The sequence below is a fragment of the Paraburkholderia gardini genome (genome assembly GCF_907164545.1).
GTDB classification, from domain to species: Bacteria; Pseudomonadota; Gammaproteobacteria; order Burkholderiales; family Burkholderiaceae; genus Paraburkholderia; species Paraburkholderia gardini.
This window is the reverse complement of the sequence record NZ_CAJQZB010000055.1, coordinates 11,926-31,683: the sequence shown is the minus strand read 5'-3', so window position 1 is coordinate 31,683 and position 19,758 is coordinate 11,926. Positions and strand designations below refer to the sequence as shown.

20 protein-coding genes are annotated in these 19,758 nt (G+C 61.6%); 16 read left to right on the top strand and 4 right to left on the bottom strand.

The features are described from left to right. Positions 1-274: 274 nt before the first annotated feature. The 8 genes from LPA37_RS26385 to minE all read left to right on the top strand — a co-directional run bounded on the left by LPA37_RS26385 (position 275) and on the right by minE (position 7,833). Complete coding sequence (locus tag LPA37_RS26385; protein ID WP_229014116.1) at positions 275-2,626, top strand: bifunctional diguanylate cyclase/phosphodiesterase; 2,352 nt, start codon at positions 275-277, stop codon at positions 2,624-2,626. A gap of 206 nt (positions 2,627-2,832) precedes the next feature. Next, on the top strand, positions 2,833-3,936 hold the full coding sequence (locus LPA37_RS26380) for a DUF2817 domain-containing protein (protein WP_229014115.1): 1,104 nt from the start codon (positions 2,833-2,835) through the stop codon (positions 3,934-3,936). Positions 3,937-4,237: 301 nt separating this feature from the next. Continuing rightward, the gene (gene map / locus LPA37_RS26375) at positions 4,238-5,023 is read left to right on the top strand and encodes a type I methionyl aminopeptidase (protein ID WP_228983885.1); all 786 of its coding nucleotides are present in this window, start codon (positions 4,238-4,240) and stop codon (positions 5,021-5,023) included. A gap of 119 nt (positions 5,024-5,142) precedes the next feature. Then, complete coding sequence (locus LPA37_RS26370) at positions 5,143-5,667, top strand: GNAT family N-acetyltransferase (RefSeq protein WP_228983887.1); 525 nt, start codon at positions 5,143-5,145, stop codon at positions 5,665-5,667. Then, positions 5,664-5,861, top strand: a complete 198-nt coding sequence (locus LPA37_RS26365) for a hypothetical protein (RefSeq protein ID WP_229014114.1) — start codon at positions 5,664-5,666, stop codon at positions 5,859-5,861. Before LPA37_RS26370 ends, LPA37_RS26365 begins: the two co-directional genes overlap by 4 nt. Then, complete coding sequence (gene minC, locus LPA37_RS26360; protein ID WP_229014113.1) at positions 5,833-6,645, top strand: septum site-determining protein MinC; 813 nt, start codon at positions 5,833-5,835, stop codon at positions 6,643-6,645. The genes LPA37_RS26365 and minC overlap by 29 nt, the downstream gene beginning before the upstream one ends. A 103-nt stretch (positions 6,646-6,748) precedes the next feature. Further along, positions 6,749-7,564 carry a septum site-determining protein MinD gene (gene minD / locus LPA37_RS26355; protein WP_228983893.1) on the top strand — a complete coding sequence of 272 codons (816 nt, stop codon included), beginning with the start codon at positions 6,749-6,751 and terminating at the stop codon, positions 7,562-7,564. Between the two features lie 14 nt (positions 7,565-7,578). After that, a complete protein-coding gene (gene minE / locus LPA37_RS26350) occupies positions 7,579-7,833 on the top strand; it encodes a cell division topological specificity factor MinE (RefSeq protein WP_228983895.1) in 255 nt (84 codons plus the stop codon). An 86-nt stretch (positions 7,834-7,919) separates the two neighbouring features. Here the strand turns inward: minE and LPA37_RS26345 are convergent, their stop codons facing one another. Then, positions 7,920-9,311: a chloride channel protein gene (locus tag LPA37_RS26345; protein ID WP_229014112.1), complete on the bottom strand. Its 1,392-nt coding sequence runs from the start codon at positions 9,309-9,311 to the stop codon at positions 7,920-7,922. Positions 9,312-9,563: 252 nt separating this feature from the next. On the opposite strand from LPA37_RS26345, the gene waaC reads away from it, so the two are divergent. Further along, the gene (gene waaC, locus LPA37_RS26340; protein ID WP_229014111.1) at positions 9,564-10,574 is read left to right on the top strand and encodes a lipopolysaccharide heptosyltransferase I; all 1,011 of its coding nucleotides are present in this window, start codon (positions 9,564-9,566) and stop codon (positions 10,572-10,574) included. A gap of 277 nt (positions 10,575-10,851) precedes the next feature. Beyond that, positions 10,852-10,980 (top strand): hypothetical protein, encoded by a 129-nt coding sequence (locus LPA37_RS27775; protein WP_267478208.1) that lies wholly within the window; start codon positions 10,852-10,854, stop codon positions 10,978-10,980. An 85-nt stretch (positions 10,981-11,065) separates the two neighbouring features. Here LPA37_RS27775 and LPA37_RS26335 read toward each other — a convergent pair whose 3' ends face one another. The 3 genes from LPA37_RS26335 to LPA37_RS26325 all read right to left on the bottom strand — a co-directional run bounded on the left by LPA37_RS26335 (position 11,066) and on the right by LPA37_RS26325 (position 13,668). Continuing rightward, entirely contained in the window at positions 11,066-11,245 is a 180-nt protein-coding gene (locus tag LPA37_RS26335; protein ID WP_228983899.1) for a hypothetical protein, read from the bottom strand. A 231-nt stretch (positions 11,246-11,476) separates the two neighbouring features. Then, positions 11,477-12,784, bottom strand: a complete 1,308-nt coding sequence (locus tag LPA37_RS26330) for an MFS transporter (RefSeq protein ID WP_228983900.1) — start codon at positions 12,782-12,784, stop codon at positions 11,477-11,479. A gap of 419 nt (positions 12,785-13,203) precedes the next feature. Next, positions 13,204-13,668: an energy transducer TonB family protein gene (locus LPA37_RS26325; protein WP_228983901.1), complete on the bottom strand. Its 465-nt coding sequence runs from the start codon at positions 13,666-13,668 to the stop codon at positions 13,204-13,206. Positions 13,669-14,791: 1,123 nt separating this feature from the next. Here LPA37_RS26325 and LPA37_RS26320 point away from each other — a divergent pair. The 6 genes from LPA37_RS26320 to LPA37_RS26295 all read left to right on the top strand — a co-directional run bounded on the left by LPA37_RS26320 (position 14,792) and on the right by LPA37_RS26295 (position 19,748). Further along, on the top strand, positions 14,792-15,031 hold the full coding sequence (locus LPA37_RS26320) for a terminase small subunit-like protein (protein ID WP_229014110.1): 240 nt from the start codon (positions 14,792-14,794) through the stop codon (positions 15,029-15,031). A 9-nt stretch (positions 15,032-15,040) separates the two neighbouring features. After that, entirely contained in the window at positions 15,041-15,364 is a 324-nt protein-coding gene (locus tag LPA37_RS26315) for a hypothetical protein (protein WP_229014109.1), read from the top strand. Then, a complete protein-coding gene (locus tag LPA37_RS26310; protein ID WP_229014108.1) occupies positions 15,361-15,855 on the top strand; it encodes a hypothetical protein in 495 nt (164 codons plus the stop codon). The genes LPA37_RS26315 and LPA37_RS26310 overlap by 4 nt, the downstream gene beginning before the upstream one ends. A 499-nt stretch (positions 15,856-16,354) precedes the next feature. Then, positions 16,355-16,651, top strand: coding sequence for a hypothetical protein (locus LPA37_RS26305; protein WP_229014107.1), 297 nt, complete (start codon positions 16,355-16,357; stop codon positions 16,649-16,651). Between the two features lie 23 nt (positions 16,652-16,674). Further along, positions 16,675-18,531, top strand: coding sequence for a hypothetical protein (locus LPA37_RS26300; protein WP_229014106.1), 1,857 nt, complete (start codon positions 16,675-16,677; stop codon positions 18,529-18,531). A gap of 8 nt (positions 18,532-18,539) precedes the next feature. Then, positions 18,540-19,748, top strand: coding sequence for a hypothetical protein (locus LPA37_RS26295; RefSeq protein WP_229014105.1), 1,209 nt, complete (start codon positions 18,540-18,542; stop codon positions 19,746-19,748). Positions 19,749-19,758 lie beyond the last annotated feature (10 nt).

The window sequence follows — 19,758 nt, the reverse complement described above, 5'->3', positions numbered from 1 at the left end:
GTGTACCCCGACTCTCATAACCTCAACTTCCCGAACCGCCCGGTGCGGACCCGCATGCCGGGTGGTGTGGCAGGGGTACGGCCTCGTGGCCGTCCCCTATGCCGATTGCTGCGCGATTTTTTATCGCATCACAATGCTCCCGCGTGTGGACCAGGCACCACTGCGCGGCGTCATCGAGCGCCGTCGCGCCTCACAGGCTTATTCGCTCAACCCTGGCGATTTTTTGCCGTTAAACAGTGGCAGAGTGACCGGAACCGGCCTGATTCTCATCGATATGCTTTCCTCCACCACGCGACAGACTACTGATGCCGGCTTTCTTCGCCGGTTTCATCTGCGTTCGCTGGAACACCAGCGTCCGCTCTCCGCGATCACGATGGCGTTTGCCGTCGTGGCGTACCTGTCGTTTGTGGCAACGCGCAGTGTCGTCGTCGGTCCGATGCCCGGATTGCAGTACCGGCTCGCCTGTGGACTGTGCCTCGCGCTGCTCGCCATGGCGATGCCGCGCGCGAAGACCCCGTGGGCTTGTGGCGCCATCGGCGTCGCATACGTGCTGACGTTGCAGGCCGGCATCGCGCTCAACGTCAGCGGTGTCGCGTCGCCGCTGCTGTGGGCGCTTCCAGCGATGGTGATGGTCGTGATGGGCGCGGCGCCGCTGTGGCTCACGCCCACGCAATTTCTCTTCGGCACCGTCGCTTTTTACGCGGCCGGGCTGCCGGTTCTGCTGAACGTCCACGAAACGCGCGGGGCGCATCTCGTTTGCTGGATGTGGATCGGGATCAGCGTGCTGTCGGCGGCAGTCTTGCACGGCTGCTTCTACTGGCTGCGACGCAATCATTTCCTGCTCGAAGACCGGCTCGTGCAGCTCGCCGCCACCGATCCGCTGACCGGTCTGCAAAACCGTCGCGCGTTCAAGGAAGGCGCGGAGACGCTGCTGTCGACGCCCGACGGGAGCGCGAAATTCAGCGCGATTTTCGTCGATATCGATTACTTCAAGTCGTTGAACGACCGCTTCGGTCACTCGGTCGGCGACCAGATGCTCCATGAGGTCGCGCAGATCCTGAAAGCGCAGACCAGCGCGGACGACAACGTCAGCCGTATCGGGGGCGAGGAGTTCGCGTTGCTGCGGCGTGGCGGGTTGCGCAGCGCGGTTGGGTTCGCCGAGACGCTGCGCGTCGCGATCTCGGGCATCGCGCGCCCCGACGGCGCGTTGACGGCAAGTTTCGGCGTCGCGGAATATCGCGCGGGCGAAAGCTTCATGTCGCTGCTGGATCGTGCCGACGAAGCGCTGCTGCGCGCGAAGCATTCGGGCCGCAATCGCGTGTGCGCCGAACGGGCCGCGGCGGATGACGCCGCGCGGCTCAAGCCATTGCAGCTGCCGGACAGCGACGCGCACGCAAGCGGCGCCTCACGGCGTGAACCGCTCCGTCAGCCGTGGGACGATCACTATCTGACGTCGCATTTCCAGCCGCTCTACAGTCTTTCGCATCAGAAGCAGGTCGGCTTCGAGGCGCTGCTGCGCGGCGAGCGCGACGACGGTTCGGTCATCGCGCCGGCCATCCTGTTCGCCCCCAAACCATTCACCAGCGAGAGCGACCTGGACCGGGTGAGTCATGCGCTGCATCTTGCCAACGCCGCACGCGTGATTCCCGACGATGTGTGGGTGTTTCTCAACATCCTGCCTGTTTCGTTCGTCGCGGAAGGCTACGCGGATCAACTCGCCGGTTTCGCGCGTTCGGTCGGGCTTAGCCCTGAGCGCGTCGTGCTGGAGTTGCTGGAGTCGCACGGCGGCAGCGTCGACGATCTGTCGCGCGCGGCGGCGCAGTACCGCGAACACGGCTTTCTGATCGCGGTCGACGATTTCGGTGCCGGGCACTCGAATCTGGACCGCCTGTTCCAGATCCGCCCGGATCTCGTGAAGCTCGATGGCGAGCTGATCCGCGCGACGAGCCCCGGCGCGCAGCAGCCCATCCTGCCGAAACTGGTCTCCCTGCTGCATCAGGCGGGCATGCTGGTTGTCGTCGAAGGCGTGGAGACGACGGACGAACTGATTCTCGCCGTCGAATCGAACGTGGACTTCGCGCAGGGCTATCTGCTCGGCCGGCCTGCCGCGACGATCACGCCACCGGAGCCGGTGAACCGCCGCATCGATCACGCGTTCGACGTGCTCGCCGAGGGTCGTGCGCATCAGCACGCGCGGTTCGAACTGGAGTTGCATCCGTATCGTCTTGCGCTCGATCTTGCGGCGCAGGCTTACTCGGGCGGCGTGCCGCTCGAAGAGGCATTCGCACCGCTCGCGACGTTCGAACTGTGCATCAGCTGTTTCATTCTCGACGAAAGCGGCCGCCAGATCGGGCTCGAGGTGAACGGCATGGCGTCGGCGAAAGCGGGAGATTCGCTGCAGCCCGTCGCGAATCCGCGCGATGCGCGGTGGGATCATCGGCCGTATTTCAGGAACGCGGTGCTGCGCCCGGGCGTGCCGGTGACGAGCAGCCCGTATCTCTCGCTCGCGAGCGGCCGGCCGTGCATCGCCGTGACCATCGCGGTGCCGACGGAGCAGGGACGCTGCGTAGTGGGCGTCGAACTGGACTGGTCGCTCGACCGGCTGCCCTGGCCGGCGGCAGACTAGCGGCGGGAGTGGCGGTAGCGGCGCTGGCCCCGGCGATCGACGGACATCAGCAGACAAAGCCCGCAGCGACAGCGGCGCAGCCATCAGGCGAGCGTAAGGTCCGGCACCACAACGTACGGGCAACGCACGGCAACCACCCACAAAGGCTCGCTTTCATACGCCGCGCACGGCATCATTTCGTTTTCGCCTACGTTTCGGGACCTGTCATGACCTCCGCTTTCATCGAATCCCCCAGTTATGAAGACCAGCGCCAGCGGTTCGTGCAGGCGGTCGCCGACGCGGGCGGCGAACACTTTGAATATCCGCACCCGCTGAAGGGACCGCGCGGCGAAGCGCTCGCCACCGATGTCGCGGTGCTCGGCGATCGCAACGCGCCGAAGCGCCTCGTCGCGATTTCGGGCACGCACGGCATCGAGGGCTATTACGGCTCGGAATGCCAGATCCGTCTGCTGCACGATCTGCGTGGCCGTGACCTGCCGCGGGATGTGTCGGTGGTGCTCGTGCATCTCGTCAATCCGTGGGGCACGGCGTGGATGCGCCGCGTGAACGAAGACAACGTCGACGTGAACCGCAACTACGTCAACTTCGACGGCCCGCTGCCGGCTAACGCCGCGTACGAAACGCTGCATGAAATCTATCTGGCGAAAGATCTCGACGGCCCGGGCCGTCGCGCCGCGGACGAGCTGTTCGCCACGCACGCGCGCAATCTCGGCCACACGCCGATGATGAACATCGTCGAAGCCGGGCAGTATGTGCATGGCAACGGGCTGTTCTTCGGCGGCAAGTCGGCCACGTGGACCAATCGCACCGTGCGCGCGATCATGGCCGAACACGTCGCGGGCGCCGGCGTGGCGATGAGCTTCGATCTGCACACGGGCGCGGGCCCGTTCGGCTATCCGCTGCTGATGACGATCGCGGAGCGCAGCTACCCTGCGCACGCGATGGCGCAATCGGTCTACGGCCCCTGGCTGCACACGATCATCACGGCCGCCGACGCCACGTCCGACACCGGCGTCGCGGCGACCGCGACGGGCTACACGTCACAGGCGCTGCTTGATCAGCTGCACGATGTGAACCTGATGCAGTTCGTCATCGAGTGCGGGACCTATGATGGGCACGTCGGTCATGCGATCCTGCGCGACGATCACTGGCTTCATCTGCACGGCGATCCGCTCGACGCGACCGGTCGCCGGATCAAGGCTGCGATGCTCGAACATTTCTATCCCGCCGACGCACACTGGCGTGAACTCACCGGACTGCGCGCGCAGCAGGTATGGCAGCGCGCACTGGAGAAGCTCGCGCAGATGTAAGCGCGCCGTGGTGGATGCGCGAAGGCCTGGTTAATTGCGTTGTGCGCGCGCACAGTGTAAATAAATGATCCGGATACCTGATTGAATGCGCGTTTTTCAGACGGAGTGCCTGCCGTACGATACTTCGCGACACGGCCGTGCCGGATGTGAAATTCGCATCATCTGTACAATTGTCCGATCGACAACCTGGGCGGCGGCGTTTTCAGGTCAGGTCTGCCGGTTGCGAAGGCGCCGCGGGCGCGGCGCAACGCGCAGGTTCATGACGTGCCCGCTGTCCTGCATTGAATGGAACGCGCGAACCATGGCCATCACCTGCAAGACTCCTGACGACATCGCCCGGCTGCGTATTTCAGGCCGTCTCGCGGCGGACGTTCTCGCGATGATCGGCGAACACGTGAAAGCCGGCGTGTCGACGGATCACCTCGATGCGCTGTGCAACGACTTCATCGTCAACACGTTGAAGGTCATTCCCGCCAACGTCGGCTATATGGGCTTTCCGAAGACGGTCTGCACGTCGGTCAATTCGGTCGTGTGCCACGGCATTCCAGACCGCGGCGAAGTGCTGAAAGACGGCGATATCGTCAACATCGACGTCGCAATCATCAAGGACGGCTATTTCGGCGACACGAGCCGCATGTACTGCGTGGGCGAACCGAGCCCGGTCGCGCGCGAGCTGATCGATACAACCTATGAAGCGATGATCGCGGGTATTCGTCAGGTGAAGCCGGGCGCGACGCTCGGCGACGTCGGTCATGCGATCCAGCAGACCGCGCAGCGCAAGGGTTTTTCGATCGTGCGCGATTACTGCGGTCACGGCATCGGCAAGGTCTATCACGAAGATCCACAGGTGCTGCACTACGGTCAGCCGGGGCAGGGCACGCGCCTGAAGCCGGGCATGGTGTTCACGATCGAGCCGATGGTCAACGCGGGCCGCGCCGGCACCAGTGTGATGCGCGACGGCTGGACGGTGGTCACGAAGGACCGCTCGCTGTCGGCGCAATGGGAGCACATGATCGCCGTCACCGACGACGGGTTCGAACTGCTGACGCCCTGGCCGGATGGCACGGGCGCTTACGAGGCGCCCTGAACCGCCGCTGCGTGCCTGGATTTGCGTCACCGGCCGCACGCGTCGTGAAAATAAGGATTTGACTCACGCGCCGGTTCGGTTAAAGCTACGCGTTAGCGCTCCAAGGGGTTTTCGTCTGCATGAGTCCGTCACTGACCGTTCGCCGTATTGCTGCCGACCAGGGCGCCGTTTTCCGCGAGCTTCGCACAGCGTCGCTGCGTGAGGCGCCTTACGCATTTGGCGAAACGCTCGAAGACGCGCTCCTCGCCGATGTCACCTCGTTCGATGCCACGGCGGCTCGCCACGCATCCTCCGACGAGGCCACTTCCTTCATTCTCTATACGGAAGGCCATCCGGCTGGTCTGATCGGCGCGTGTTTCGAGGAATCGGCACTGCGTCGCGCATTCGTGCGCGAGCTGTGGGTGGCGCCCGCTGTACGGCATCTGCGTGGCGGGGAGCTGCTCGTGAATACCGCGAGCGAATGGATCGCGAGCCAGGGCGTGCGGGAAATCTACGCGTGGGTGGCCGACGCGAACCGCACCGCAATGCGCTTTTACGAGCGCCTCGGCTTCGGTCCGACCGGTGAGCACACCCGCACGGCGGACGCGTGGGAAACCCTGCTGGTGCGTCACGTGCCGCCGGTAGCGGAGCCCCCAGCGCCATGATCTGTCCGGTGGTGCTGCCGGGCGCCGCCGCCGTTCAGGCTTCATCCCCGTCGCTGCGGCGTTTGCTGCATCTTCTTTTTCTCCCGTCTCGCGTCCTTTATCGCCAAAAAACCTGGCTGTGTGCGTGGACGCCTGTAAAATACGCAAAATTTTTTACCGAACGCCATGACGCCAAGGAAATCGCCTTTTTTTGAACTGCGCAGTGGTTCTGTCGACACGCTGCTGTTCGTGGTCAAGACAACCGACCTCGACGCAATCCGTGCCGAACTGACCCGGCGCTTCGAGGCGACCCCGGAATTCTTCGCCAACGACACCGTCGCGATCGACGTGCGCCGGCTTGCCGCCGAAGAACGCGTGCCGCTCGCCGACATCGCGCAGTTGCTCGACAGCGTGCGCATGCGCCCGATCGGCATCGTCGCCGATGCCGCGCAGCAGACGTGGGCTGCCGGAGCCGGTTTGCCGTTCCTCGAAGCGCGCGACCGGCGCGGTGCCGCTTCGAAGGCTGACAGCGAAGCATCGGGCGAAGCCGGAAGCGATGCGCAGGCGGCGCCGGGCGCAGTAGAAACGCCTGCCGGCGCGACGGCCGAAGCCGCGACAACGTCCGCCACGCAACCCGCCGAGCCGGTGCGTGTGGCGACCTCGGCACAGACGCTGGTGATCGAAAAGCCGTTGCGTTCGGGCCAGCGGATTTACGCGAAGGGTGATCTCGTCGTGCTGGGCCTCGTGAGCTACGGCGCGGAAGTGATCGCGGAAGGCAACATCCATATCTATGCGCCGCTGCGCGGCCGGGCACTCGCCGGCGTGCAGGGCAATCACGACGCGCGCATTTTCTGCACGTGTCTCGAGCCGGAACTCATCTCGATCGCGGGCATCTACCGGACGACCGAGAACCCGCTTCCCGCGGATGTGCTGGGCAAGCCGGTGCAGATCCGGCTCGACGAAGAAAAGTTGATGATCGAACCGCTGCGGCTGACCTGACGGGCGTGCGTGTACGCCGCGTTTTCATCGCGCACTGCCGGTCGGGTCGCTGCCGGACCTGCACAAGAATCTGAACGAATTTGACGGACACAAGGTAAGGGCTATGGCAAAAATCATTGTGGTGACTTCGGGCAAGGGTGGCGTGGGCAAGACGACCACGAGCGCGAGTTTTGCATCGGCCCTCGCGCTGCGCGGCAGCAAGACGGTCGTGATCGACTTCGACGTCGGCCTGCGTAACCTCGACCTGATCATGGGGTGCGAGCGCCGCGTGGTGTACGACCTCATCAACGTGATCCAGGGTGAAGCGAACCTGAACCAGGCGCTCATCAAGGACAAGAAGTGCGAGAACCTGTTCATCCTGCCCGCCTCGCAGACCCGCGATAAAGACGCGCTCACGATGGAAGGCGTCGAGAAGATCATCAACGATCTGATCGCGATGGACTTCGAATACATCATCTGCGATTCACCGGCTGGTATCGAATCGGGTGCGCTGCTCGCGATGCACTTCGCCGACGAAGCGCTGATCGTGACGAACCCGGAAGTATCGTCGGTGCGCGACTCGGACCGCATTCTCGGCATGCTGTCGTCGAAGACGAAGCGCGCGATCGAGGGCAAGGAGCCGATCAAGGAACATCTGCTCATCACCCGCTACAACCCGAAGCGCGTGAGCGAAGGCGAAATGCTGTCGCTCACCGACATCCAGGAAATCCTGCGTATCGACCTGATCGGCGTGATTCCGGAATCGGAAGCGGTGCTGCATGCGTCGAACCAGGGCCTGCCGGCGGTGCACCTCGACGGTACCGATGTAGCGGAAGCCTATAAAGACGTGGTGTCGCGTTTCCTCGGCGAACAGAAGTCGCTTCGCTTTACCGATTACCAGAAGCCGGGCCTGCTGCAGCGCCTCTTCGGCACCAAGTAAGGGGAGCGCACGTCATGTCGATTCTCACGTTTTTGCTGGGCGAGAAAAAGCGATCCGCTTCGGTCGCGAAAGAGCGCCTGCAACTGATCATCGCGCACGAGCGCGCCGGGGGCCATGCGCCCGCGGATTATCTGCCGGCCTTGCAACGCGAGCTCGTCGCGGTCATCTCGAAGTACGTCAAGATTTCCGACAACGATATCCGCGTGAGCCTCGAGCGTCAGGACGACCTCGAAGTGCTCGAAGTGAAGATCGAGATTCCCCAGGCTTGATCGCAGGATAAAAGCCAGGCCCGTTTTCCGGCCTGGCTGGCATGCCGCCGCGCGCATTCCGTTTCATCGGGAGCGCGCGTCGTCGTTTATGGACGTGTGGTATCGGCTGCCTGCTCGCCCGCTTCGTCCTCGATGACCGCTTCGGGTGTCTCGGGGACGGGCGCGGGCACCGGTGGGTGCCGCGGTGCCATATAGCGGTGCGCGAGCGTCTCGTAGAGCGGCGGCGCGAAGAAGCGCGACACGCGGCTCGAGATCAGCGCCGTCGCCATCAACGAGATCACCAGTGCGTGGCCGTTGATCATTTCCATCACGATGACGAAAGCCGTGATCGGCGATTGCGTGACCGCGGCCAGATAGCCGACCATCGCAAGCGCGATCAGCATCTGCAGTTCCATGCTGCCGAACACCATGTGCAGCACGTTGCCGAAACCCGCGCCGATCGACAGCGAAGGCGCGAAGATGCCGCCCGGAATGCCCGGCAGATACGAGCCGACCATCGAAGCCATCTTCAGTAGCGGATAGAACACCGACAGATTGACGGTGCCGTCCAGCAGGCCACGTGCTTCGGCGTAACCGCTGCCGAACGTCGTGCCGCCGGAAATCAGCCCGATCACCGCGATCAGGAGCCCGCACACCGCGGCAAACGCGACCGGCCGCTCGCCGTGCAGCGTGCGCAGCGGCGCGGGAATCCAGCGCGCGGTATTGAGCAGCAGCCAGCAGAAAACACCACCCGCGATGCCGGTCACGACGGCGGTCAGCGCGACGGCGAGCGCGAGCAGATCCGGGAAATGCGTGCCAATCTGGATCGTGCCGAAATACGTGTAATTGCCGTTCAGGCCGAGCGCGATCACACCGGCGATGATGATCGCCGTGATCAGCACGCCGCTCGCGCGCGCCTCGAAGCTGCGGGTGAGCTCCTCTATCGCGAAGACGATCCCGGCGAGCGGTGTATTGAACGCGGCCGACAGACCCGCCGCCGCGCCGGCCAGCACGAGTTGCCGTTCGATGTGCCTGTTCGAGCGCGGGTAGAAGCGCCGCAGGTTGAACATGAGCGCCGCGCCGACCTGGACGGTCGGCCCTTCGCGGCCGATCGTGAAGCCGCCGAGAATCGCCAGAAACGATACGGCGATCTTGCCAAGCAGAATCGGGACGGTGAGCAGGCGCGAGCCGGTTTCGCCGGTATTCGTGTGCAGGGTGGCGATGACCTGTGGAATGCCGCTACCCTCGGCGCCACGAAAGAACCGGCGTGTGAGCCACACGGACAGCGCGGCCACGGCCGGCGTGACGAGGAGCGGCAGCCACACGTGCCGGTGCTGCATCGTGTTGAAGGCGGCGTAGCCCCAGTCGATAAGCCGTGCATAAAGCACCGCGACGAGACCCACCGCGATCGCGCCGAGCCAGAAAATGCCGAACTGGCGCCACAGGCGCCGCGCGCGTCGCACGACGGTTGAAGTCAAGGGAGGGAGTGCCCGGAGCATGGCGATTTGTCGATGCAAAGTCTGGATTATAACGGCGCATTGTTCGCGCAGAATGAGCAGACCTCGTGGGGTCGTCATGCTATCCGCGGGCATCCGGTTGCATCTCGACGGTCACGACCGGTGATGGCTTGTCGTTACGGCGGGCCTGTCGCGATATTCGGCATTGCGGGCGCAACTTCCGTAGAATGCACGTTTCACATAGGGAAACAGAGTTGAAATGGATCGATCCCCGATAAGAGTGACAAATTGACCATGAAGCGCATTTTGATCGTCAAGGTCACCTCGCTCGGCGACATCATCGAGGCGCAACCCGTGGTTGCGGACATCAAACGGGCTTTTCCGGGCGTCAAGGTCGACTGGGCCGCCGACGAGATGTTTGCCGACGTGGCTCGCTGGAACACCGGTATCGAGCGCGTGCTGTGCGCGCCGTTGCGACGCTTCAAGAAGGCCCGCAGTCTCGCGGATTTCCGCTCGATCGCCGCTTCGATCGCCGAGCTGCGCGCCGAGCGTTACGACGTCGTGATCGACATCCACGGCGTCTACAAGAGTGCCATCATCGCGTTTCTGACGCGCTCGTCGCGCCGTCTCGGCTACCGGTCACAAGACCTTGGCGAGCGGGGCGCCGCGTTCGCCTATACGGGCCGCCTCGCGCCGCGCGCCGAGGTCAACGCATGGCATGGCATGCGCATCAGCGTGGGCGACGCGCTCGGCTTCCAGGTCGAAGGGCCGCCAGTTTTCAACCTGCAGGTGCCGGGTACAACCGGTTCATCCGTGTCGACGATCGGGGACGCACCGGTCGCCATGCTGTTTCATGCCACATCCAAGGACGACAAGAAGCTGCCTGCAACACATTGGGCTGCGATTGCGCGCAATCTGATCGGGCGCGGTTATGCAATCGAGTTGCCGTGGGGGTCGCCGGTCGAGCGTATCGAAGCGGGCGCGATTGCGGCGCTCGTGCCCGAGGCATCGCTGCTGCCGCCGATGGACGTCACCGAAATCGCCCGAATGATCGACCGGGCTACGCTCGTCGTCGGTGTCGATACGGGTTTCGTGCATCTCGCACACGCATTACACAAGCGCGCCATCATGATTTTTGTGGCCACATCGAGGGAGCACTTCGGCATCGAAGCGCCGTTCCGTTCGATCTCCGTCGGCGATGGACAAAGTGTGCCGCCTGTCGATGAAGTGTTGCGCGCCATCGAATACGTACATACCGAACCGGACGCAGCCGCGGCCGGTGGCGCCACCGTGGTGGCCGCCTGAGACGCGCCGGCGCGTCACGAAAATCCAGCGGTAATCCGGCGGAAAATCGCCACGATCATTACACGGCTGTTAAAACTGTCGCGCTTTCGCGGGCACGGCGTGGGTACGCTACCCGCGTAGCCCCGCTGGTATCAGGCTCGGGCCTTTCGCTGTCCCGGCGCATGTAACACCGCGCTAACCTCCCTTTACAAATTGCAACGGTCTCGCGGGGCGCCGTCGTGTTCAATCGAGTCATTCGAGATCACTCGAATACTTACCGACTCGATGGGAGAACAATGTGAAACGCTTGACGCTGACCTTGATCACGGGTGCATTCCTCGCCGTTGCACTGGGCGGATGCATTGTCGTGCCGGCGCCTGGCTACTACGGCGGCGGCTATCACCACGGCGGTTACTACTACCGGTGACGGGACGCGTCGACATACGCAGCCGTGCTGTCGATGCGAGTGGGGGAAGTCGCGCATCTGCTCCGGCAGATTGCGCGGCTTTTTTTCAGGCAAGCAGCATTTCGAACGCGATGACCGCCGCGATGGCAGCCAGGTTCGCCGCGATGGCTTCGAAGACCAGACCCTTCCAGGTCGCGGGCTTGAAGCGGACCGCGAGCAGTAACGCGCCGAGCAGCGCGAGGGCAATGATCATCACGACGTCTGCGTTGTGCAGGTGAATGTTCATCGTCGGCTCCTTTGGGCATCGCGCGATGTCGTGGCCGGTTCGGGCAGATGAACCGGCGGGCATGGCGTCTTGATCCGTGCGCTTTTGATCAGCGCTTCCAGTCCAGTATAGACAGGCCAGAAACCCGTGCAAGTCAGGGAAAGCGCGACCTGGTCCGGTGGACTTCCCATGCATGACTACCGCAGGACCCGACGTTCCTTTCGAACGTGAACGGCGAGCCCCGCGCGCCGCTTACATCAACTGCGTATGACGCGTTTCGCGCATACACAGCACGCCGACGAGGCTTACCGCGGCGGCGCACGATACGTACGCGCCGACCCACGTCAGGCCGCCGTGTGCGGCAAGCACCTGCGCGATGTACGGTGCCACCGAGGCGCCGAGAATACCGCCCAGGTTGTACGAGACGCCCGCGCCGGTGTAGCGCACGTTGGTTGGAAACAGCTCCGGCAGCAGCGCGCCCATCGGCGCGAACGTGACGCCCATCAGGAACAGTTCGACGATCAGGAACAGCAGCACGAGCGGCATCGAGCCGCTGCCGAGCAGCGGTGCCATCGCGAAGCCGGACACGATCGCCGCGAGGATGCCGGCGATCAGCACCGGCTTGCGTCCGAAGCGGTCGGCGGCCCATGCGGACAGCGGTGTGGCGAGCGCCATGAACACGACCGCGACGCACAGCATGCCGAGGAACGTCTGGCGGGGAATGTGCAGCGCCGAGACGCCGTACGACAGCGAGAACGTCGTCGCGTTGTAGAAGAGCGTGTAGCACACCACCATCGCCAGCGCGCCGAGGATCGTCGGGCGCCAGTGCTGCGAGAGGAGCGTCGCGACCGGCACGCGCACGCGTTCCTGACGATCGATTGCCGCCTGGAAGGCCGGCGTTTCCGCGATCTTCAGCCGCACGTAGAGGCCAATCGCGACCAGCACCGCGCTCACGATGAACGGCACGCGCCAGCCCCAGCTACGGAACTGCTCGTCGGACAGCGACAGCGCAAGGCCGAAGAACAGGCCGTTCGAAGCGAGAAAGCCGATCGACGGCCCGAGTTGCGGGAACATGCCGAACCAGCCGCGTTTGCCGGGCGGGGCGTTTTCGGTGGCGAGCAGCGCCGCGCCACCCCATTCGCCGCCAAGGCCGATGCCTTGCCCGAAGCGCAGGATGCACAGCAGGATCGGCGCGAGACTGCCGATCGAGTCGTAGCCGGGCACGAAGCCGATTAACGTTGTCGACAGACCCATCACCAGCAGCGATGCAACGAGCGTCGACTTGCGTCCGATACGGTCGCCGAAGTGGCCGAACAGGAACGAGCCGATCGGCCGCGCGACGAACGCGATGCCGAACGTGACGAACGCCGACAGCGCCTGCGCCGTCGCCGAACTGTGCGGAAAGAACACCGGGCCGATGACGAGCGCGGCGGCCGTCGCATAGACGTAGAAGTCGTAGAACTCGATCGCGGTGCCGATGAAGCTCGCGAAGATCACCCGCGAGGTGCTGTTCTTTCCGGCCACATCTGGCGGAGTCGCGGAAAGCGGTGAGGTGGACATGCAGGGTCTCCAGTTGAGTTGTCGCGACCCGGTCCCGTGTGCGGAACACATTCCGCACATCGACAGCGCGGAGCCGGGCCGGGTCTTTGTTTGAAATCGGTGCGGGCTGCGGGTGCAAGGCACGCGGTTGCCGCGCAACCCGGCGCATAACGTTGCGCATGCAACGATACAGCAGCTTGCCTCGCCGGTGCGCGCCAGCACATGCGGTGGCGAGACATCGGACGATGCGGCCCGGGCGCGCGCGCGAGTTGCGCGGCGACGCCACGGTCAGGCTCTCGGGCGCACGCGGATGAGCGCGCGCCCGAGAGCGGCGCCGGAGGGCTCCGGCAGGGCGTATCCGAAAATTATAACGAGCAGGGGCGTCGCGCGGCAACCGGGCGCAGCAAGCTGTCTGAAAGACGCAGCACCAACCGGGCGTTTCAGTCGATCGTTTGTGCCTGCGGCGACGCGAGGGTGCGCAACTGGAATTTGCCGTTATCGTTGAAGAGCCAGTCTTCCATCAGTTCGAGATGGCCGCGCGTATCGAGCAGTTTTGCCGGCGGCTGCGGCAGCGGCGATGCGCGGCGCAGCGTCGCGAGCGCGGTGCTTTCCGCTTCGTCATCGCCGTTCGTGCGATAGACCGACTCGCCGACAAGCTGCCCATCCCGGTCGACGGTAAACGAAACGACGACGAGCGAGCGCAACATCGCCTGCGGCGTGCCGCGCAGCACATACGACGGATTGCGCTCGATGATGCGCTTCGCGACGGTCGCGCGGTACTGGTCGAGCGTGGCGCTGTTGATGGCGGCGGGCGGCACGTACAGCATGGGCCGTTGCGGCAGCGTGATCGTGCAGGCGGCGGCGATGGCAAAAGCGCTCCATGCGGCGATGCGGACGAATGGCATGAGCCGGGAACGACGGTGCGTCCAGTGGCGCGTGCGGATGGGCATCGCAGGGTGAGCGCGAACGCTTGGGAGCAGGATGTATTTTTATCCTAGCGTATATGCAGGGGTTTTCAATGGGTGGAAGAACGGGATGTGCGGGGGCGAACGGATGTCACTCGACGTGAGCGCGGGAGATGCACCTGCCCGTGATTTTCGGGAGCAGGGAATGTGTTGCGGAGGGAGTGAGGGCAACAAATGAATACGGGCCCAGAAAGGCCCGCATTCATTGACGATCTGGCGGAGGCGGTGAGATTCACATTGCGCCCTGTGAGCCTTTACCAGTAAGGCTTTGCGGGGAGTTGCCAAAGAAAGTTACCACGTTTTCTACCACGATTCTTACCACGCTGATTTTTCTCCTTCAGTTGCAATCTCACGTCATTTTCTGACGTCGGAGTTTCACGTACCAGCGCAGAGATGCGCGGCACCGTATCCGCCGCAAGCGCAACACCACTTCAACCGTGATCCCACCATGCTCCGATCTTCACGAACATTTCCGTTACCCCACCGAGGATAAACGCTGCTACGCCCAAGCCAGGATGTCCGCTGATAAACAGAATCGGCGTGAGCACCAGAATCACCACCCAGCATACGACCGTGACTGCCTTGTAAGGCTTGCCGGTTTTCTCAATTGTCTGAGTGCGCTGTCTACCGCCGAGAGGGTAACCACACTTAGGGCAGTTTGATGCATGGTCACTAACTCTCGCTGCACATTCCCCACAACGAATTAGCATTTTTTTTCCTTCATGTATCCCGTTACGCGCTCGCGCGATTGTAAATCTAGCCGGCGACTACCGATAGAGAATCGGTGAGCATTCCGGGCTCTCCGGGAATTTCCACCGTACCACTGTGATCGATCACTCGTCCTGTCGTCCACTAGTCAGCGCCCTAAAACTGATGTATTCAGATGAGTCACGCAACCGTGTGCAAATCATCTCGAATTTCCGGATTCACGCGGCCATACTTCCCATAGGCACGAATTTGACAAACCGTTCGATTTGTCTACGACGAGAAATAAGAAAATTCTTCCAAGTTAGCTACCCAAAAGCGCAAACTCAAATGGTCAATCGACCAATGAGGCAAGGCCGTGATTCACGAAGCGCGAAACGAAGGACAGGAAGCACCACGCGGGTTGTACCCAGTCAGCGTCATCACGCTGATTCTTGCGCGCATCGCCCGAGGCGAATCGTTGTTCGCGATCACGGCGGAGCCTGCCATGCCGAGTCGCCAAAGCTGGGCGAAGTGGTGCGCCGACGACAGGGAGCTTGCAGGAAAGTATCTGCGCGCCCAGCAAGCGGGACTCGAAGCCCGTTTCCACAGTATTTGAGGGGTCAGAATGAGCTATGACAGCGTTTTTGCCGATATCGGTCTTCGCCAGTTGACCGCTGAAGAGGAGAGGGATATCCGGGCGGGCAAGTGGAACAAGCCGACCCCCAAGGCCGGCGAACTGAAAATGATCACGCGGGCCGATTCGACGGGCCGCGTGATTCGGGAGTTTCGCGGCGATAAATCGGCTTGGATGGACCAGTTCAAATCCGATAGGTGGTTGCAAATCGGCATCCCGCAGGTTCCGGGAAAGCGCGGCGTAACCATCGAATGCAGCCCCACGACGGGTGAGCCACTCGCACCAATGTATCGCGATGCATGGAGACGGTCATGACCGACAAACTCGACTATCAACGTTCAGTCGAACTGAAGCTCCGCCAGCCTGACCCAGATTCACGCATCGTTCGTGACGGTCAGCGCGACGCACTCAAAATAGTTCAGTCAGACGCGGACAGGGTTTATCAGGTCGCAGCGCTGCCGATGCCCGCTCCGAAAAATGATGAATCGATTGGCGATTACAGAGTTAGATTGCTCAACACCCTGAAGGCGACAACATCACTGCGGCACGACAAAATCAACGCATGGGCGGTTAGAGACCCGGCAGCGTTTGCCACTGCACAAGCCGATGTAGCCAGAGCCGTGATGGATTCTGCCCGCGCCTCCGGCGAGCTTCGACCCATCCGCACCTATACCCGATCCGGTCTGCCCGTAACGGAGTGGTGCGGACCAAAGAAAAGCTGGATGCGGGAGTACCAGGCCCCAGCTTTCGAGAGTGCCGTCCACATCAATGGCGAGCCGCGCAGGTTGCCGACGATCATTTCATAACGGGTGACCATCGTGAAAACATGCCCGAAGTGCAAAACGACGAAGCCCATTGGAGAGTTTTACCGCGCTAAACGTGCTCATGATGGCTGTGCTTCTACCTGCAAGCTTTGTTCAGCAGAGGCGTACAAGGCATGGTATGCGGCGCATCGCGAAAAGCGCCTAAAGCAAATTGCAGCATGGAAGGCAGCCAATCCCCAAAAGGTCCGGGCGCATCAAAAACGCAGAATAGCGCGCTTGAAACAGGCAGTGCAGGGAGCAACGTCATGAGCACCCGAGCAGGAAATCGATGGCCCGCCAAAGTAATCCCTCGTGTTGCGACGACAACGCAATCGCGCAGGACACGCATGGACCTGGAGCCGGGTCAAAGCTGGGTGGACAAATGCATGCGTCCAGATCGCCGGGAACAATTGCTGGCAGGTAGGCCGCTGAGAAATGAGCCGCTGAAGGAAGCCCCGAAAGAAGGTGTGTGGGGTCCAGGATGGTTAGTAGGGGCGACGAAATGAGCGATATGCACACGCTGATGACCGAAGTCGGTGAGTTGGCGGAAATCCTCCGGGGATGCATGTTGAGCCCCCCGACCGAGGAATCCGGTCTTTATCGAACGATGATCACGCTGGGGCATATAGGAAACCGCGTGGATGCAGCGCTGAAAATTCAACCCGGTAACGAGGATTTGCAAATGATGATGGCCCGCGTCATTGAGATGGTGAACGCCACGGCGGATCGCCTAAAATTCCTGGAAACGGTAGAGATAGGGGCCGCAGCGGAAGAGGCACGTCACGCAACGCGCCATTAGACGTTTGTCAAAGAAAGTTAGCAGTGCAATTGATTGCATTGGGGAAGAACGAGATGGCCGAAAAAGTTGTACTGCGTATCCCCGTGGACTCCGAAGAGTTCGACGGTTTTTTAGAGCGTTACCACGCCTACCAGGAAAGCGTAGCCAAGTCTCCGGAACAGTGGCGAGACGTCAACGCAGAAATCAATCTGCTGGGTGGTTCCTTTGAGAAGGCAGCGAGTGAATCCGCGAAGATCGAAAAGAGCCTTTCCAGCCAGAAACTCACGGGGGCCGGTGGCACGATTGCCGCGCTCGAAAAATCATCTGCCCGAACTGCTAAGTCCTGGGAATCTACGGCTAAATCCCTGGAAAAATCCAGCCGCTTCATGGCCGCGCTTTCCCGAGGCAGCATCAACCTGGCTGCATTCGGGGGTGTTTTAGGTGCAACAGCCGGGACATTGGCCGCAGTGGGTGGGGCGGTAGCAGCATCGGCCAGTGACATAGCCGGTCAGAATCAGGAAGCCCGTTCCCTGGATTTACCCATCGGAGCCACAAAAGATTTCGCGGCGCAATTCGAGAGATTCGGCCTGAAATCAGCGGACCTTAGCAAATTCGCCGATGCCGCAGCGGATGTTTCAAAATGGCAGCCGTTGATAACCGCAGGATTGACGCCAGCGCAGATTCAGCACGACAACCCCGAAGAGCTTGCCTATCAATTCAGCAAGCGAGCTTCTGCCGAATATCGTGCGGACAAGGCCGAGGGACGACCCGCCGGAAGTATCGCGGAAGCCCGGGGCTACACACAATTATTGAGTCTGGATCAGTTAAGAACTGGCGCGAGCTATGACAATAGCGCTTGGGAAAATGCTCAGAAAACTTATCAGGCGAAACTCCCCGCGTTTGAGATTAGTGAAAAGGACGCCCAAAAGGCGACAGACGCCAAGGCCGCACTCGACAGCAATTTCGATATTGCCAAAAACCGTATCGAGTCCGCATTCACGGAGTTGACTCCCGAGGTCATCAAGGCATCCAACGCCTTCACGGACTTCACCACCAATTTTCTTGAGTCTCCAAAACTCAAGAAATTCCTGGACGAGTTGCCAGGTCATCTTAACGAGGCCGACGCGGGCGCAACCTGGCTTAATGACAAGATCGAAGCGGCGCAACGGGGTGACTTCGACCCGAAATTCGTACACGGCGACTCCGACAAACAGCAGAAAAGTATTCAGGATAACTACAAAAAATGGCTCGACTCTGACCACAAGGCGGGCGTACTTGCGCATGACACCGGGGCTGGTTTCTGGCCGTGGGACTCACGCACCGACGCAAAATCCAACACGACGACGACCGGCAGCGTCACGCCGAGCAGCGCAGCACGTCTTAACAACCCTGGCAATCTGCGCGTGCCAGGCAGCACCACGGAATTCCAGAAGTTTGCCAACAAGCAAGCTGGCCTGAATGCAATGGACCGCCAGCTAAATCTGTACTACAAACGCGACCATCTGAGCAGCATCGAACAAATCCTTACTAAATACGCACCGACGACCGAAAACGACACCGCTGGGTACATAAAGGACGTGTCATCGAAGACCGGATTCAGGGCCGATGAAAAATTAAACCTCTCCGACCTGAAAACGCGTGCGGCACTGGAAGCGGCGATGATTCAGCACGAATCCCATCATTTCAAGGAAATGAACGCTGATTACATTGTCACTGCCCTGATGAAGAGCAGCCTGGGCAAAACCGCAAAAGACACGGCCCCCACCAATGCCGCGCCGGTTAGCTATAGCCCTGCACGAACGGTTAGCGATGGGCGCATGGCACCGGTCAGCATCAATCTGACCGTCAACAGCAGGCCGGGGGCTGATATAGGGCTGACCGTCGGCTCTTTGCCTAACTAGGACGCAAAATGCGATATTTTCAGGTCGATATAACCGACCCCCAGACCGGCGAAATCCTCGTGCCAAATTTGAATGGGAAGCCGGGGTACACGCGCGTAGCCCGTACCACGCTGCTATCAAGTTATACATCCCTGGTTCAGGGAGCCAGCGTTTACACCCCAGGCGGCACGAATCGGGCAGCACAGGAATTCGAATGCGATATCCCGGTAACGACCGCCGAGGCATCAGTATCAAACGGGGCCATCACCTTGCATGGGGTCGGTTTAGGGGAAATCGCGCAAGCCGCGAACCTGAACGGAATGAATATCGCCATTTACGGCGGCATGGCAAAGGGCCTGCCCCTGGCTAACCCCCAACAAGCGGGGCGTCTCGCATCCGGCCAGATACTCCAGGCTTTTGGTAACTGGATCGGTTCAGATCAGGCTTTGACGATCATCGTCAAATCTTTGGGTTCCTCTCCCACCAGTAACCAGACGACCGGCACGCCCAGCAGTTACACGACGGTACCCGCACCGACACGGAATGCAGCCCCGGCCAATCTCGTCTTTCAATGGAAAGCGGGCCAGCCGTTACTTACGCCACTTATCGCCACGCTAAGCACGGCTTTCCCCAAATACACAATATCAGGGTCCGTAAGTCCTAACCTGGTATGGACCGGCGCGGATGAAACGGGGTACTTTGCCACGCTCCCGCAACTGGCGGCATACCTCAACCAGAAAAGTCTGAGCATCATTGGCGGGTACGCCCCAAGTGATGATTATTCGGGCGTGCTAATCACTCTCGATGGAAACGATATCGTCATCAGCGATGGCACGACGGCGACCACGCCTAAGCAAATACAATTCACCGATTTAATTGGTCAACCGACGTGGGGCCAGCCCCAGCAATGCCAGATAACGACCGTACTGCGTGGCGATCTCAAGGTGCTGGATTATATCGTCCTGCCCGATGCACCGGGCACCACCACCACCGCCAGCAAGTCACAATTTTTCAATCCGCAACCTGGTAGTCAGTACGCCAGCATGAAAAGCGGCAGCATTTTCACCGGCACTTTTTTAGTAAAAACCCTCCGTCATGTCGGAGCCTCACGAAATCCGGAAGGTACAGCCTGGGTTACCACGCTGGATTGCATCCTGACCGGCCAGCCGAAGAATCCGGTCTCCAAACTACCGGTATTGCAACGACCGAATCCGGCTTACGCCTTCTACACGCCATGACGCGGGGATG